Raw genomic sequence first — 16441 nt, 5'->3', positions numbered from 1 at the left:
GTGATCAGACGCCGGGATCGGCGTCGAGAGCGGTCAATATAGGCGAAAAACGATCAGGCGTCCTGCTGACGGGGTGTCATGCGCCGTCGACCGGCATCGCCCCCCGTGCGACCTCGCACCTGCGCCGCTGCCGGTGTCGCCGCAGGCACAGGCGCTTCGGATGTGGCACTGCCTTGCGCCCGGCGATCGCGCGGTGACGGCGACACGTAGTAGAACCGCAGGTCGGCATCTGGGTAGTGGTACGGAACCATCGCGAGATTGACCGCGCACGAATCGCAGAACGGCAGGCGCGAGCACATCACAATTGAGCGAATGACATTCTCGCCTGACGGATGATCGGCGTAGATCTGCGCCAGGATCATTCGCTCGGTGTCGAGCGTGCGGGCCTGAGCGCCCTGCGTCGCGGCGTTGTACGTCGGCAGGTCGGCATCGGCCATTACGTGACGCAGATGGGGCGGTTCCGTAAAAGTGGCATCCGTTCCTGTACGCGGCGCTTTACGGCGTTGACTGATGACGTTATCTTGCCGCTGCTTGTACGCCTTACCTGCGTCCACGATGCGCACGTTCGATGCGCGCGTTCGCAATTCCCTTCGCTGAAGCCCTGACATGCAGTAGTAAATCGTTCGCGTACCGTCGACGAGCGTGACTTCCGCGACCGCGATGTTTGCGTTCCTCGACACCTCGCGCATCTGATCGCCGACGTCGCGCGCCGCGCGCGCGGAACCGGTGACGAGCCCCTGCAGGTTGGGCATGTCGGAGAACAGCGTCTCGAATATCGACAGCACGTCGCGCGTTGTCTGCACATCCCCGACGAAGGGCAATTGCGACCAGACGGCGAGCGGCGCCGGGCGCGACACGAAGTCACGCGAAATCGCGTTGATGAACGCTTCGGCCTGCGCCGGATAGCCCTGCCAACGGCTCCATAACCGATTGAACATCGGCATCAATGCCGAGTCGACCTCCGCCGGCGGTGGCGAAAACCCGCTCGCGCCTGGCGATGCGGCCTGTGCCCGCGACGCTGCAACCCGATGTTCGATCGCTTGCGTCAAGGTGTGAATCGCCCGCCTTGCCTCGACCACCGACAGCGAAATATCCTCAAGCCCGCGCCAGACTTCTGCTGGCGACGGCGCAGCTTCCCAAACTTTGAGATACAACTGCAACAGCGTTCGTGCCTCGCCATACGTGATCGTTGGCAACACAATCGCATTCTCGGCGGCCGCCCGATGATTCTGCGCAGTCCGGTACTCCCGGATATCGCGGTGCTCCGCCTGGCGATAATGCAGATGAACCTGATGAGTGGATCTCGCGGCATCGCCGGCCGGCAGTGTGAACCGATAGTAGACGTCGTGCGAGAGTTGCATCACGCCATACAGCGTGCCGTGCCTGTCCCGATACGTGCCGAACGGCGCCGCGATCGGCATATTCCCAAGCGTCAGCCTCACGCGCCGCCCTCCGACCGGGCCGTCTGTCGACGCCTGCTCGTAGTAAGTCAGTTCGCCGTTCAACTCGGATGCGTAGAGCGAGGGGTCCACGACAGGCGATTGCGCCGACACACGCGGCGCCCCGTCCTCGTCGAAGTGACCAAGACGCCCGAAGGCGAAGAACGCAAGGCCGCCATCGGAAGTCGAAACGGCCTGAGAATATACTGCGACACGCAAGCGCACGAGCGGCGACGCCTCGATCACCTGATGCTGTGTCACCGTTGCCCCCTGCTCCGTGACCGAGACTTCGCCTTCCTGTTCACCATGACATTCGAGACACATTCCGTCGACGTCGGCCCCGACGCCGCGCGAGATGCGGCACAGGGATTCCGGTCCCAACTCGGCGCGCATGTCCTTAAGTGGCCGAAGATCCGAGGCGTGTTTGCGCGTACGCGCTACCGACGCGCCATATAGCTCGCCGTCGATTTGGAAGACCTTCACGCCGTTTTGCGCCCGATCCGGAAGGTACTCGACGTAGACGTCCGGCGGCAGGGACCACTGCACGCCACGTCCTAATGGGCTGCTGAACGACTCGCGGAAAAACGTCTCCAGCACCGGCGCCGATGCCGGCGATTGCGACGTTGCCGTGCCGTCGGGCAAATGCGCGGGCGCATCTGGCCAGAGATGCTGTAGCAAAGCGATAGCGCTCTGGTCGAACGTACCCGTTCGGACAACTGCGGCGAGGCATTCGAGCCCCGACAGCGCCAGACGCGACGCCAGCGCGCTCGGCCCGCTGGCGTCGCCCGTCGCTCGGAGGGTGGCGTGTCGAGGCAGTCGCGGAAAACGCGTTTCGACCGGCGGCCCCCCAGGATCTTGAGCACCGTTGTGCATCACCTTCTCGAGCAGTATCTCAGCCACCTCCTCCATGTCAGGGGAGTCGAGAACGGGTGTCTCCGGGGACGGCCATCCCGGCGAAACCGTCGCTCCTGCCCGCGTGCCAATGAATCTCAGGTCATCTTCTTCGTCGATGGAGGATTCGATTGATGCCCATCGCTCCCCCCAGAACACGGGGCCCAGTGTTTCTGCGAGGCACCAAGTCCCGAGCCGGCCACGAGGGCCGCACGCTGCGATGGGCGTGACGAGCGACGGCGCATTCGGCGACAGCGATAACGCGAACGCTTGCCAACGACCGCGCTCATCGCGAAGGTACAAGGCAATGCCATAGGGTGCGATGTATAGCAGCGGAATGCGTTGCCCCTGGGCATCACGTTTCTTCACACGAAGCACCATATACCTTGGACTCAGCACTTCGGCATTGGCAAATGCGGCGCGAGTTGCATCGTCCGATGCCGCCACGGCTTCGCGAATCATGGAGACAACGACTCGCTGAAGGTCCTCCCGGTAAGTCATCAAACCCGCGCGTTGTGCTTCGTCGCTATTCGCCGGTGCAGGCGAAATACCGAGCGGTTGAGTGTGCCCTACGGGCACGCACTGTGCCAACACGTCGCCACTGGCCGGATGCGACGGCTGTGCCCCCAGCAAAGCGTTGATGCCGGACACAGCCGCCGAGTGCGACGGCGGTACGGGCGGCAAGGTTGCCATGGGCTCCGTGAACATGCTCCTGCGCCCGAGCGCCCCCAAGCTGGCAGCCTGGCTGCCGGTCGCGCCGGAACGCATGGTGGCCGCGCCGGCAACGCCTGCCACCGTCAGCAGCGTGAGTGCAAAGACCGCTCTCGATACCTCGCGACCTGGGGCACGCCCTGGTTCCCGGGGAGCCTGCGCAGGTCGCGTCTGCGGTGAGATCAGTCGACGTGTCGTGCGCAGATGGGTCGCCTGACGCACCTCCCGCCGGAGCATCGGCGCACCGGCGCGCCAGTCGTCGACAAACGATAGATGCTGGCCGCTCCGTTTTGCGTCGCGCGTATGCGCGACAAAGCGATGGGTATGGTGTGGCATTGCGTGATGCAATCGTGTCACTTGGCATGTCTCCCGTAAGTCCTGCCACGACGTGCCTTCGCGCCATCGCAAGGCACAACGCTCGCGGCAGAATGGGCACACGCTATCGCGGCTCAAGGCCGCACGATTGTTGAAACGAACCGCCGTTTGTGGCAGTTTTCACTTCGGCATCCGGCCCAGCGTCACATTTGGGAATAGCACGAGTTCAGCGAACCTCAGTCCCGCCGCGTTTCCCGATGAGATCTGCGACGGCACCGGTCGATCCGGTTGATCCGTCTCGGACTTAGTCCATACGTCGGGGGGCAAGTGATTGGCAGACGAACATCGCGTAAGCTGGAGCGCATCGGCGCGCGGGGGGGCTCGTCACGCTCGCGTCACCGCCTTCAGGCTATGCTTATGCCGTTTTCGCACTGCAGATCACTTACATTGAGCCCTTCCTTGAAAACCGATAGCGAGGCAGTCTCCGGCGCCGCCCCCTCGAATCTACGCGCCGCACTCGACGTGTTACGTGCGTTTCTCGTACTGGGCCTGACCAGCTTTGGCGGACCGGTTGCCCACATCGGCTACTTCCGGCGGGAGTTCGTCGAGCGCCGCCGCTGGCTCGACGACGCGAGCTTCGTAGATCTGGTCGGCTTGTGCCAGTTTCTCCCCGGACCGGCGAGCAGTCAGGTTGGATTCTCTATCGGATTGCTGCGCGCCGGCTGGCTGGGAGGGGTCGCCGCGTGGTGCGGGTTCACGCTGCCCTCCGTATTGCTGCTGCTTGTATTCGCCATCGTGGCACCGCGTCTTGGCGGCCCCGTGGGGGATGGCGTACTGCATGGGCTCAAGCTGATGGCAGTCGCTGTCGTGGCGCAGGCCGTCTGGGACATGGCGAGACGGCTATGCCCGGACACACGTCGCGCAGGCATCGCCTTGGTCGCGATCGTCATTCTCGCGTTCGCGACCACGCAGTTTGCCCAACTCATCGTGATCGCGCTGGGTGCGGCGCTCGGCTACGCACTGCTGCGCTCGGCCGATCCGACGGCAAGCCAGACGGCGTCGCCGCTTCGATTCCGGATCTCGCGCACGACGGGGGCCCTAGCGCTCGTGCTCTTCGTCACCCTGCTGTTCGGCCTTCCCGTGTTGTACCAGCTCACCGGCGATCGCGCCGTGGGGGTGCTTGACGGCTTCTACCGTGCCGGGGCGCTCGTGTTCGGTGGTGGTCACGTCGTGTTGCCGCTGCTTCAGGAGCAGACCGTCGTAACGGGATGGGTATCGGCCAACGACTTCCTCGCCGGCTACGGCGCCGCACAGGCGGTGCCCGGGCCGCTCTTCACCTTCGCGACGTTTCTCGGTTGGCTTTCGGGAAGCCCCACGCATCCGTGGCTTGGCGCGACGCTGGCAACTGCGGGCATATTCCTGCCGGGATTGCTACTCGTCATCGCTGCCCTGCCGCATTGGCAAGCGCTGCGGGAGCGGGCGACGACTGCCGCGATGCTGGCCGGAGTGAACGCAGCGGTCGTCGGCATTCTGGCTTCCGCGTTGTACTCGCCGGTGTGGACAAGCGCGGTGCACCGTCCCGCCGATTTTGCCGTCGCCGCCGTTGCCTTCGTCCTGTTGACCCGATGGAAAGCCCCGCCGCTTGCCGTGGTCGCGTTATGCGCCGTCGCGGGCGCGGCAGGGCTTGCCTGACGAGCGGTGGCGCTCGCCGGGTGTTGGGCACCCGTTCGATGCAACGTCGATCACTGTTGACCTGCCCCTTGGGGCCAGCCTGACGATAGCGTCCACCGGTCAACACAACGAGGTGAACGATGAAGGATTCTGCGGTCTGCCTGAATGCGTCGGATGCTGCGCGACGGCTGGGCGTCTCGAACAAGGCTTTGCGGCTTTATGAGCAGCACGGATTGGTTTCGCCGGGTCGAACGGCGGCGGGCTATCGCATCTATGGCCCGGACGACATGGCGCGGGCTGCTGAAGTGGTCGCACTGCGCGCCTTGGGGTTAAGCCTGGCGCAGGTCGCCCGCGTACTGAGCGGAGGTGATCCGCAAACATTGGCGAGCGCGTTGGCTGCGCACGAGCGTGTGCTTGACGACGAGATTCGTGATCGACTGCGCCGGCTGGAGACAGTGAGGAGCCTGCGTGCGGGACTGGCTGCAGGTCGAATGCCTGCCGAAGGCGAATTACCTGGCCTCGTGGAACAGGCGGCCCCGAGCGTCGCCTTTGAACTGCCGTGGCCGTGGGGTGGCGAGTGGTTTGAATGGCGAGACATTCGTCCCTTGAACTACATCATCGGATCGCTGGGGAGCGGCAAGACCCGGTTGGCGATGCGACTGGCGCAGGCGTTACCGGACGCCACGTTTCTGGGGCTGGATCGACTGGGAGAAGGATGCCATGCCGCACGTCACGCGCTTGAGCGTGACGTAGCGCTACGCGCACGCGTCGATCACGCGACGGCGTGGTTGCGGGACGAAGGCGCCGCAGCGTGCGACGCACTGACCGTGCTGCTTGTATCGCTGGAGGGTGAACGTGCCGGGGCGTTGGTCATCGACTTGATCGAACAGGATCTTGTGCGAAGCACACAGGAAGCGCTGATTCGCTACTTGCGCAGATATATCAATATGCGGAGGCAGCCGCTCTTTGTGATGACACGTTCGTCGGCCATTCTCGACCTGGCGGCTGTTGGCTCTGACGAGGCCATCGTATTGTGTCCGGCCAATCACAGTCCGCCGGTGCGCGTAGTGCCCTACGCTGGTGCGCCGGGCTTCGAGGCGGTGGCGACGTGTCTGGCGTCGCCGGAAGTGCGGGCGCGAATTGCTGCACCGCCGCAGACGGTTTAAAGGAAAGTGTTGCGGCGGCGCATGGATCAGGATGGGTCGTTATCGCATCCGGAGACGGGGGGCGAACCGGCTTCCGTGCGGGAGCGGGCTTGAGTGATGTTGCTGTAGGGGGGAACGTCTTGCGTTAGCCAGACATTGCCGCCGATGATGGATCCTTGACCGATCGTGACTCGGCCGAGAATTGTCGCACCGGCATAAATGACCACATTGTCTTCCACGATTGGGTGGCGAGCGAGTCCCTTGCGCGGATTGCCGTCGTCATCGGCGGGGAAGCGTTTGGCGCCGAGTGTGACGGCTTGATACACGCGCACGCGTTGGCCGAGGATTGCGGTCTCGCCGATGACCACGCCGGTACCGTGGTCGATAAAGAAGCCGGCACCGATTTGGGCACCGGGGTGGATATCGATACCGGTTTCCGAGTGGGCTTGTTCGGCGATGATGCGGGCGAGCAGTGGCAGTTCGAGGCGATAGAGTTCGTGGGCGATCCGGTGATGGATCATGGCGTGGATGCCGGGGTAGCAGATCAGGACTTCATCGACGCTGCCGGCGGCAGGGTCGCCTTGATAGGCGGCGAGCACATCGCAGTCGAGCAGTTCGCGGATTTCCGGGAGTTTGCGGGCGAATTGTTGAATGGCTGAGTGGGCGCGTTCCTCGATGAGGGCCTGGGTGATTTCGGCGTTGTGCCGGGCCTTATAGCGCCATTCGAGGTGGGCTTGTTCCGAGAGGTCGTTGAGGACGCTGGTGAGGGTATGGCCGACGAAATAGTTTTCGCCTTGCTGGTGAAGGTCGAGGGGTCCGAGGCGCATGGGAAAGAGGACGCCCTTGAGTCGCGTGATGATTTCTGCGAGTCGTTCACGGGAGGGCAAATCGCGTCCACCGGATTCGAGCAGGCGACGTTGGCTGTCACGCCAGCGCAGGCGTGCCGAGTGCAGTGAGGAGACGATATCGTCGATTTCGAAAGCGGCCACGAGCGGGAACTCCTGAAAAGCAAATACGATGACAAAAACCTGTCACCGGAAAGCGGGTTACGCGAAGCATTAAGCAAAGAAGCATAACGGGTTTCCAAAGCACCTGTCGCGACATGGTTTCTGGGCAATCGAACGAGAGAGCGGGGCCCCTGAGGCAAGAGGCCAAGAAGAAAAGAAGAGAAGAGAAGCCCAATGGACGTCAACGGGGACGGACCTTGGCCCCTTTCTGCAGCGAGTTGGGTCTATGTCTGAGAGGCGGAAAGGGGCCAAGGTCCGTTCCGGAGGGGGGTGTTAACTTTGGCCTGAATTACTCGAACGCGGGATCGACCGGCACGCGATACCCTACCGCGAGCCGATTCGTTTCGTTGGCCATGCCGACAACCGCAAGCAGCTCGCCGAACATTTCGTCAGTCATACCTGCGCGCCGTGCCGCTGCCGTGTGGCTGGCCACGCAATATCCGCAGTTGTTCGTGACACTGACTGCCACGTAGATCAGTTCCTTGATGAGCGGATCGAGTGCGCCCGGCGCCATCACGTCCTTGATGCTGTCCCACGTGCGCTCGAGTGTCGGCGGGTGCTGGGCAATGTACTTCCAGAAATTGTTGACGTCGGGCACGCCGCGAGTGGTCTTGATGTCATCGAAGACGGCCTTGACCTCGGGCGTGGCGGATGCATATTCAACGGGCTTTTGCTGGCTCATGGATGGGCTGTACCGGATAGTCGTTGATGAAGTGAAGCTGTAGATTACAAGCATTCCTCAATGACACCGGCCCCTGGCACAGCCCGGTGCCAGCGCGGCTTACAGTGCCCGCTTGACGGTGCGCGCGGCGCCAGAGATATCTTGGCCGACGCCATCGACAGTATTGCAGGCTGCCAGAGAGAGCAGCGAACCGATCACCAGGAAAAATGCCACGAAACGCGACAACATATCGACCTCGATACAAAAAACGGAATCACCCCCGGATTCTCCGCCTTCGTTGCATATTCCGAAGGCCCGGAACCCGACATTTTCTTGAATAGCGCGGATGCTGCTGTCCCCGCCTCGACACCACGCGCAATTGTGCTTCAAATTCACCCGGACAGGAACGGGCTGAAGCGCCCTATCCGTTTCCCCTGCTACAACACCGCCAGTGTCTGCCGGATGTGATCGGCAAACGCCATGCTCAGGTGATTCGGGCGTGCGCGATCGAACTTTACCGTAATCCCGACAGACGGCAACGTCGGCAGCGTATCACCTGTAACAATGCGTAAATCTGCGGGCACTGCGGTCTGCGTCATGACGGCAAACGCTTGCCCCGAACGCGCCAACGCTATCAGCCCGGACAAACTGCTGCTCGCATAGGCAATGCGATACGCCCGGCCCACCTGCGTCAACGCCTCGCATGCCGCAATATGGTCGAGCGTGTCGGGGTCGGACAACGCCAGCGGCAATGGCTCTACGGCATTGGCAAGCACCGCTTCCAGCCCCGGATTCCCGATCCACACCAACGGCTCGCGGCGGATCACACTGCCATCGTCCACCCCTTCCGGCAGGGAAATCAGCGCCAGATCCAGCGCGTGCCGTTTCAGTTGTTCAAGCAGCCGCGGCGTCGGCCCGCAAATGACCTCGACCAGCGCATGTGGGTGCGCCACGGCGAACTCGCGCAGGAGATGGGGCAGAAATGCGCTCGCATAGTCGTCCGGACAGCCGAAGCGGATGGTGCCGCTCAGTCCGCGCCCCGACATATCCGCCATCGCTTCATCGTGCGTCCGGAGAATTCTCTGTGCATGCCCAAGCAGGCGCTCGCCGGGGCTCGTCAGCACAACGCCTCGCCCGGTGCGCTGCAACAGTGGCTGATCGACGATGGCTTCCAGACGTTTCATCTGTTGGCTCAGCGCCGACTGCGTGCGGGCAATTCGCTGAGCCGCGCGGCTCAGCGAGCCGGCCTGGGCAATCGCGACGAACGAGCGCAGCAGATCGATATCAAGAGACATACTCAAGATATTAGTCTCACTTCTATCTTTCATTAATATTATTCGCTTCCATGAAAGCAGAGCGCTGCTTAGACTGCAAGCGGCGATTGACGCTCCCCCTTTGTCGCCTTGTCGCTTTGCCTACCGGAGATTTCCTCGTGTCCAAGAACCAAGACGCCGACTTCTGGCGCAATGCCCGGCAGCATCTGATTCGCTACGGCGGTACGTTCGAGCCGATGATCATCGAGCGGGCGCAAGGCAGCTTCGTCTACGACGCCGACGGCCGGGCAATTCTCGACTTCACCTCAGGCCAGATGAGTGCAGTACTTGGCCATAGCCATCCCGATATAGTCTCGGTCGTCACCGAATCCATCGGCCGACTTGATCACCTGTTCAGCGGCATGCTCTCGCGCCCCGTGGTCGATCTTGCCAAGCGACTCGCCGATCTCACGCCGCAGGGGCTGGACCGGGTCATGCTGCTGAGCACCGGTGCCGAGTCGAACGAGGCGGCCATTCGCATGGCGAAGCTCGTGACCGGCAAGTACGAGATCGTCGGTTTCGCGCAGTCGTGGCATGGCATGACCGGCGCGGCAGCATCGGCGACTTACAGCGCTGGCCGCCAAGGCGTCGGGCCTGCCGCGGTGGGCTCATTCGCGATTCCCGCGCCGTTCACTTACCGCCCGCGCTTCGGCCCCGCCGGACAGTACGACTATCTCGCCGAGCTGGACTACGCGTTCGACCTGATCGATCGCCAGTCCAGCGGTAATCTCGCCGCCTTCATTGCGGAGCCGATTCTTAGCTCGGGGGGCATCATCGAGTTGCCACCCGGCTATCTGGCGGCGCTCAAGCGCAAGTGCGAAGCGCGCGGCATGTTGCTGATTCTCGACGAAGCGCAGACCGGCGTCGGCCGCACCGGCACGATGTTCGCCTTCGAACGAGACGGCGTGACGCCGGACATTCTGACCCTGTCGAAGACCCTTGGCGCCGGGCTGCCGCTCGCCGCCATCGTGACGTCGGCCCAGATCGAGGATCGCGCCCACGAGCGTGGCTATCTGTTCTATACCACCCATGTTTCCGACCCGCTACCGGCGGCCGTCGGCCTGCGCGTGCTCGACGTGGTAGCCCGCGACGGCCTGGTGGCCCGCGCCAATGTCATGGGCGAGCGTCTGCGCAGCGGGTTGCTCGGCCTGATGGAACGCTTCGAGTGCGTGGGGGATGTGCGCGGGCGCGGCCTCCTGCTCGGGATGGAGATCGTCAAGGACCGCCGCACCAAAGCGCCGGCAGATGGCCTCGGCGCGAAGATCACGCGCGAATGCATGAATCTCGGCCTGAGCATGAACATCGTCCAACTGCCAGGCATGGGAGGCGTTTTTCGCATCGCGCCGCCGTTGACCGTCAGCGAGGAAGAAATCGATCTTGGCCTGTCGTTGCTCGGTCGGGCCATCGAGCGGTCGCTGTAACGAACCCCACGCAAAGCCAACCCAACATTTCGCATGAGCGATCTCACCTATCTCGATCACGCGGCGCTCGTCGCGCTCGCCCAATCGGCCGGTCATATCTCCACCGCCTGCCAATGCACGAAAACCCCGCTCGACGGCTGGGCCAGTCTGCCGAACTCGCTACCCGACGATCAACTGGAAGCCATGGGCACGCTCATGGCATTACACGACTCGCAAGAGCCGACGTTCAGTGAGTATCACCCCGACGGCACGTCGTATTGGACTGTCGACGCCCCGATTGCGCCTCGCTACTTTCCATACAACCGCGCGAACGTCTGCCGATGCCGCGAATGCGGGCGCCTCTATCTTCGCTATCAGGAAGGTGGCGGATACTTCATCGATCAGCGCATCCGGCGCCTGAACCCCGCCCTGATCGTGGACGCGCCCGAAGATAGCGCGTGACGCCTAGCACATCGCCAATTTGTTGCCATTCTTTTTCATTCGTTTTATTTTGTTCTGATATGTGAACATATTTGATCAGGTTAGCGTCTCCGGCTGCATCGAAAATTAAAAAACACCAAAAGAATCAATGCACTCCACCCGATTATCAATCCATTTCATTTGATTCGGATTGCAAAACGGTGGCGCGAACACATGCACGAGCTTTGAGTCGAAGCGCGCATGCAAAAACACGACGTGTCCGTACCGGACAACCCCTACCTGGCTACCTCCACCTTAGCCTCCCTCGAGCGCTTGGCGAGCCTTACGCGCGCCATTCCGCGTTCGCCTGCGTTTTACGTGTCGATCTACGCGATCGTCTGGACGCTTGTAAGCGCGTCACTCGACCCGACCGTGCCTTTCGATGCCATCGAAGCCTTCAACTGGGCGCGCAATGCCGAATGGGGAACGCCGAAGAACCCGTGGCTGGTCGGGTTCTCGATGTGGCCCGTCCTTGGTCTCGACAGCCAGGCAATGGCCATCTATTGGTATGCATCGCATTTCGCCGCCGTCGCCATCGGCATGCTCGGCGTCTGGCATCTGGCGTATCGACTGTCGGGGGAGCGTGGCCTCGCCTGGCTTGCCATGCTGAGCCTGCATTTGTCGGGCGCGATCAACATCGACATCCTTCCGTACAACGACAACTATCTGCTCGTCATGCTCTGGCCGTGGATGCTCTGGCTTTTCATTCGCGCCCTGCTCGACTCGCCGCGATACTGGCCCGCGTTTGCCGTCGTCGCCGGGCTGGCGGCCATGACGAAGTACTCGACGTTTGCGCTACTCGGCGCCATGTTCGTCGTCACCCTCAGCACACCGCAAGCACGACGTCACTACCGCCACCCGGCCTTCCTGCTCGGATTGGGGATCTTCGTTGCGCTGATCGCTCCCAACGTCGTCTGGCTTGCCCATCACGACTTCGCCGCGTTTCGCTGGGTGGACGATCAAATCAAACCGCGACTGAATGCTCGTGCGCTTTGCGGTGCACTGACGGCGTTCTATCCGGTCGCGGTACTGGCGCTCGTAATGCGTATCGCCGGCGTACGATTTAGACGGCCACCGATCGATGCCCGAATCGTTGCGGGTGTCCTGTTACTGCCACTGCTCCCGATCCTGCTGTACTTCACCTTGCATAACGGCGGACGCATCTCCGAATGGCTCCAGCCATTTGCCGTCTCATTGCCCGCCGTGCTGGTCGCCTGCGTGCAGCCTGGCATAGCCGTTCGCTCATGGCGCATTGCACGCTGGCTGCCCGCCGCCGGCCTGTTGGTGATGGCCGGCTACGTCGTATTTCTGAGCGCCAATCTGCGCAACGCAGGACAAAAGTTCAGCGGCATCAAGGTGGCGAGCGTGACACTGGAACAGCGCTGGCAGGCGCGCTATCACATGCCCCTGCGCTACGTCGGTCACGACCACGTCGCAACGTGGCTGACGTTCTACGCACCGGGCAACCCGCGCCTGCTCATGCGATGGTCGGAGACGCGCCGTCCCAACATCTATACGAAAGACATCGACGAAGCGGACGTCCGTGCGCACGGTGCCATCCTCCTCGGGCCGCCGGGGCAATCCTGCCCACGCGCCAGCTTTACGCGCACGCTGGCGCAATGGCCCACGCTCGTGATCGACGCTCGTGAAACCGTCCCGTTTTCCTATCACGGCGGCACCTCGCCCATCCCGCTGTGCGTGACCTACATTGCCCCTCAATCGTGAATAGCCGGTGTCGATGCGCCCAGAGCGTCCTCCAGGCCCCGTCCGGCCCATTCGCGCGCCACGCTGGCCAGCGCCAGCGCCACGACCGGGAGTCACCGGAGCCGCATCGATTGACGCGATCAAGCCTCGCCGCCCGACTCGCCTATCGCCCGCTCTGACGACCGCACCGCCGTATCCGGGGCGTCGTCAGATGCTCCGCTTCCCCCCCCCACTCCTAACTCTTCCGCCCTCCCGCTTCACACACCCACTGTCAGACGGACCGGGGCCCCTTTCCGCCTCTCAAACATAAACCCAACTCGCTGCAGAAAGGCGCCCCGGTCCGTCCCTCTCCTCTCCCCCGGTTCCTCCCACGCAACCTCCCCCTCCGGCTCAGACTTCCCCAATTTCATCTATCTGGTTCCAGTTCAAGGGCGCGTCTCCATCCCCCCCCTCTTGCCCGGGATTCTCACACTCTTATACAAAGTATTAGTTTTTCTTAATTTGTTTTTGTTTTCACCCCCTTCATTCCTACAATCGTCAGAAATTCTTATATCGACTCATCGCGGCACTTCAGAAAGACGATTCCTGCCTTCTGATATTCACCGACCGGACATGGAGACACGCCGATGAAGAAGCGCGCAGACCTCGACGTCAGATCGTTGCGGATCTTCGAAGCCGTCGCCTCCGCAGGCAGCCTCTCCCGCGCCGCCGGTACACTCGGTATCACGCAGTCAGCCATTTCTCAAGCCATCGCACAAGTCGAACAGACGGTTGGCACCCGAGTGCTCGATCGCTCACGCCGCCCGCTCAAGCTCACCCCCGCCGGACTCGCTCTCTCTCGCCACGCCCGCCAAATCGTCGACGACATGGACCGGCTCATCGCTCAGGTTCAAGACGCCGATGTCGCTAGCCGGGCCGCCGTCCGCGTCGGCATGATCGATTCGTTCGCCGCCACTGTCGGCCCATCCATCGTCCGGCAAATGTCAGGCAGCACCAGCGAACTCCTGCTCTGGTCCGGCCTCGCCAACGGCCACGCACAAGCGCTGCTCGCCCGTCACCTCGACCTCATCGTGACAAGCGACCCGATGAACGACATGGAACGCCTCGTGCGCCGCCCGATTTTCACTGAGCCGTTTATCGTCGTGGTGCCAAAGGCGCGGGAGGCCGATCTCGCAAAAGCCGATCTGAGCGAACTGATCCGTTCCCTGCCTCTGATTCGCTTTTCCGGCCGCTCTCATTTCGGCGCAGTCATCGAACGTCACCTGCGCCGCACAGGCCACTCGCCACGCATGCACCTCGAAATCGATACCTCGGACATCGTGATGTCAATGGTCGCCGCCGATCTCGGCTTCACTATTGCCACCCCGATGTGCCTGCTGCAAGGACGCGCATCACTCCCCGAACTAGCCGCACTGCCGCTGCCCGGTCCAGCCCTGTCTCGCACGATCTATCAGGTATCGCGCGAAGGCGAAGTGTCGGAGATGGCCTCGCAGTGTTTTCTCGCCGGTCGTCTCGCACTCTCGCAGGAAGCCTTTCCGGAACTGCGCCGCATCATGCCGTGGCTAGGCGAACGCCTGACGCTGTGCTGATGATGACCAACGAATTCAAGCCACGCCCCGGGTGCCGGGCCAGATGAATCTCACCTGAAGCGCACCCATTGTTCAACGCGAATAACACACAGCCAACATGGAGACACGCATGAACCCTTCACGACGCAAGTTCCTTCACACCAGCGCCACCCTCACTGCCGCAGCCGCCGCCGGCGGGCTGGCCCTGCCGGGAATAGCCCGCGCAGCAGACGCCGCCACGGTGCAATACGGCGGTTCAGCATGGCTCGGTCACTATCCGGCCTACCTCGCCATGAAGTCTGGGACGCTCGCAAGCGCTGGCATCGACCAACAATGGCAGGCGTTCGGCACGTCATCCGCACGCATGAGCGCCGTGCTCTCGGGCGGTATCGATATCGCCTGTACCGGCATCGTGTCGGCGCTCGCGCTGATGGCCCGTGGCTCGAAGCACTTTTCTATCGTGGCGATCCCGGATAGCTTCGGTCGCGTCGAAGGTCTGTTCGTGCGCGACGGCGTGAATTCGCTCCAGGACCTGAAGGGCAAGAAGCTGGGCGTGACGTTCGCCTCAAGCGCACATCTGCTGGTGCTCGATCTGCTGGGTAGCGCCGGTCTGTCGAACGACGTGACGATACTTAATGTGCCCGCCCCCGAATTACCCGGTGCGATTCAATCCGGTCAGATCGATGCCGCCGCCGCATGGACGCCGCAGTTCAATCGCATTCGCGCCATGTCGGGTATGAAGCTGCTCGCCGACGACACGCAGTTCTCGCTCTACAAGAAGTACAACGTAACGCCGGGCCCGGATGTGCTGATCGTGCGCAACGCGTGGGCAGAGAAGAATGCGGACACGGTTCGCAAGTACCTCAAGGTGTATTTCGATGCCTGCCAGACACTGCGCGACAAGCCGGACGAGGCAGCTCGCTCGCTGATCGCCCTGACCGGCATGTCGGCGCTCGACCAGATCGAGACGATCAAGGGCGCCGAGTGGTACAGCCTCGCGCAGCAAACGCAGTTGCTCAAGTCGCCCGGCAACTATGTCGATGGTCTGCAGCGTCTGGCCGACATGCTGGTCACGTACAAGCAGATCGATAAGGCACCGGCCGTGCGCCAGTGGATCAACACGTCGTATCTGTAAGCCCTGCGGCTGGATCAGTGCGCCAGTGCCTGTCTATCGACTCACTGGTGCGCACTCGAGGAGTCTGATAGTGAATCATCGTCAACCGTCCCGCGCCACGTTGCTCGGCGTGGGATTTGCGTCCGTGGTCGTGTTCCTGCTCGCGTGGGAGATGGCCTGCCGCTCGGGGATCGTCGATCCCCTGTTCTTGCCGCCGCCGTCGGCTGTCGGGGAACGCATCGTCTCGATGCTGGCCGACGGCTCGCTGCTCGCCAATGTGCTCGCGTCCACGCGCCGCGTGATGACCGGCTTCATCGCCGCAACGGTCGTGGCCATTCCCCTGGGCATCGTGCTCGGCACGTCGAGCTACGCCCGCGCGGCCTTCGATCCGATCCTGTCGTTCCTGCGCCCGCTGCCGTCGATGAGCTGGATTCCGCTCTCGCTGCTGTGGTTCGGTATCTCTGAGACGCAGAAGTACAGCATCGTGTTCATGGGCACGTTCGCCCCGGCGCTGGTCTATGTGATCGAAGCCACACGCAATGTCGACCCGTTGCTCATCCGCGCCGCGAAGAACCTCGGCGCGAGTAACGCGCAGGTGATGCGCGAGGTCATTCTGCCCGCAAGTCTGCCGCAGATTCTCTCGGGCCTGAAGATCATTCTCGGCCTGTCGTGGACGTGCGTGATCTCGGCCGAACTCGTCGCAGCGCGCGAAGGCCTTGGCTTCCTCATCATGAACGGCAAGGAGTTCTTCCAGACGGAAGTCGTCGTGCTCGGCATGGTGATGATCAGTGTCACCGTGCTGGTGACGGATATCGTGTTTCGCGCCATCGAGCGCAAGGTGTTGAGGTGGCAGGCATGAACGATCGCATCGATTCTCACGTTGGCGCACAGCGCACCCCCGGCGGCGCGGCCTCAGGCAACGCCGAAACGATGATCGCTATCGACGGTGTCTCGAAGCGCTATGGCGACTTCCAGGCGCTCGAGCGCGTGGATATGAACATTGCACGCGGTGAGTTCGTGGT

The 16441-nt window shown here is 62.6% G+C and carries 13 protein-coding genes; 9 read left to right on the top strand and 4 right to left on the bottom strand.

Translation table 11 applies throughout. The features are described 5' to 3' along the window. Nucleotides 1-53 precede the first annotated feature (53 nt). Complete coding sequence (locus C266_RS12575; protein WP_010804182.1) at nt 54-3377, bottom strand: deaminase domain-containing protein; 3324 nt, start codon at nt 3375-3377, stop codon at nt 54-56. Between the two features lie 438 nt (nt 3378-3815). On the opposite strand from C266_RS12575, the gene chrA reads away from it, so the two are divergent. Both chrA and C266_RS12565 read left to right on the top strand, forming a co-directional pair. Then, complete coding sequence (chrA, locus tag C266_RS12570; RefSeq protein ID WP_010804181.1) at nt 3816-5048, top strand: chromate efflux transporter; 1233 nt, start codon at nt 3816-3818, stop codon at nt 5046-5048. A gap of 119 nt (nt 5049-5167) precedes the next feature. Beyond that, on the top strand, nt 5168-6193 hold the full coding sequence (locus C266_RS12565) for a MerR family transcriptional regulator (protein ID WP_010804180.1): 1026 nt from the start codon (nt 5168-5170) through the stop codon (nt 6191-6193). Nucleotides 6194-6219: 26 nt separating this feature from the next. On the opposite strand, the gene epsC is transcribed toward C266_RS12565, so the two are convergent. Beyond that, nucleotides 6220-7161, bottom strand: coding sequence for a serine O-acetyltransferase EpsC (gene epsC / locus C266_RS12560; RefSeq protein WP_010804179.1), 942 nt, complete (start codon nt 7159-7161; stop codon nt 6220-6222). Between the two features lie 307 nt (nt 7162-7468). Then, a complete protein-coding gene (locus C266_RS12555; RefSeq protein ID WP_010804178.1) occupies nt 7469-7861 on the bottom strand; it encodes a carboxymuconolactone decarboxylase family protein in 393 nt (130 codons plus the stop codon). Nucleotides 7862-8002: 141 nt separating this feature from the next. Between C266_RS12555 and C266_RS27745 the strand changes: the two genes are divergently transcribed. After that, nucleotides 8003-8308 (top strand): hypothetical protein, encoded by a 306-nt coding sequence (locus C266_RS27745; protein WP_168162909.1) that lies wholly within the window; start codon nt 8003-8005, stop codon nt 8306-8308. Here C266_RS27745 and C266_RS12550 read toward each other — a convergent pair. Further along, complete coding sequence (locus C266_RS12550) at nt 8278-9168, bottom strand: LysR substrate-binding domain-containing protein (protein ID WP_010804176.1); 891 nt, start codon at nt 9166-9168, stop codon at nt 8278-8280. The two genes, C266_RS27745 and C266_RS12550, sit on opposite strands and share 31 nt — an antisense overlap. Before the next feature lie 104 nt (nt 9169-9272). On the opposite strand from C266_RS12550, the gene C266_RS12545 reads away from it, so the two are divergent. From C266_RS12545 to C266_RS12520, 6 genes are all read left to right on the top strand, one after another. Further along, nucleotides 9273-10574 carry an aspartate aminotransferase family protein gene (locus C266_RS12545; RefSeq protein ID WP_010804175.1) on the top strand — a complete coding sequence of 434 codons (1302 nt, stop codon included), beginning with the start codon at nt 9273-9275 and terminating at the stop codon, nt 10572-10574. Nucleotides 10575-10607: 33 nt separating this feature from the next. Beyond that, nucleotides 10608-11015 (top strand): hypothetical protein, encoded by a 408-nt coding sequence (locus C266_RS12540; protein WP_010804174.1) that lies wholly within the window; start codon nt 10608-10610, stop codon nt 11013-11015. A 219-nt stretch (nt 11016-11234) separates the two neighbouring features. Next, nucleotides 11235-12758, top strand: coding sequence for a glycosyltransferase family 39 protein (locus tag C266_RS12535; RefSeq protein ID WP_081636266.1), 1524 nt, complete (start codon nt 11235-11237; stop codon nt 12756-12758). Nucleotides 12759-13363: 605 nt separating this feature from the next. Then, on the top strand, nt 13364-14326 hold the full coding sequence (locus C266_RS12530; RefSeq protein WP_010804172.1) for a LysR family transcriptional regulator: 963 nt from the start codon (nt 13364-13366) through the stop codon (nt 14324-14326). Between the two features lie 109 nt (nt 14327-14435). Beyond that, complete coding sequence (locus tag C266_RS12525) at nt 14436-15440, top strand: ABC transporter substrate-binding protein (protein WP_010804171.1); 1005 nt, start codon at nt 14436-14438, stop codon at nt 15438-15440. 70 nt (nt 15441-15510) lie between these two features. Beyond that, the gene (locus C266_RS12520) at nt 15511-16278 is read left to right on the top strand and encodes an ABC transporter permease (RefSeq protein ID WP_010804170.1); all 768 of its coding nucleotides are present in this window, start codon (nt 15511-15513) and stop codon (nt 16276-16278) included. The last annotated feature ends 163 nt before the right edge of the window (nt 16279-16441 follow it).

The organism is Pandoraea sp. SD6-2, assembly GCF_000389825.1.
GTDB lineage: Bacteria > Pseudomonadota > Gammaproteobacteria > Burkholderiales > Burkholderiaceae > Pandoraea > Pandoraea communis.
The sequence above is the reverse complement of the archived record's forward strand: the minus strand, read 5'-3'. Positions and strand labels throughout refer to the sequence as shown.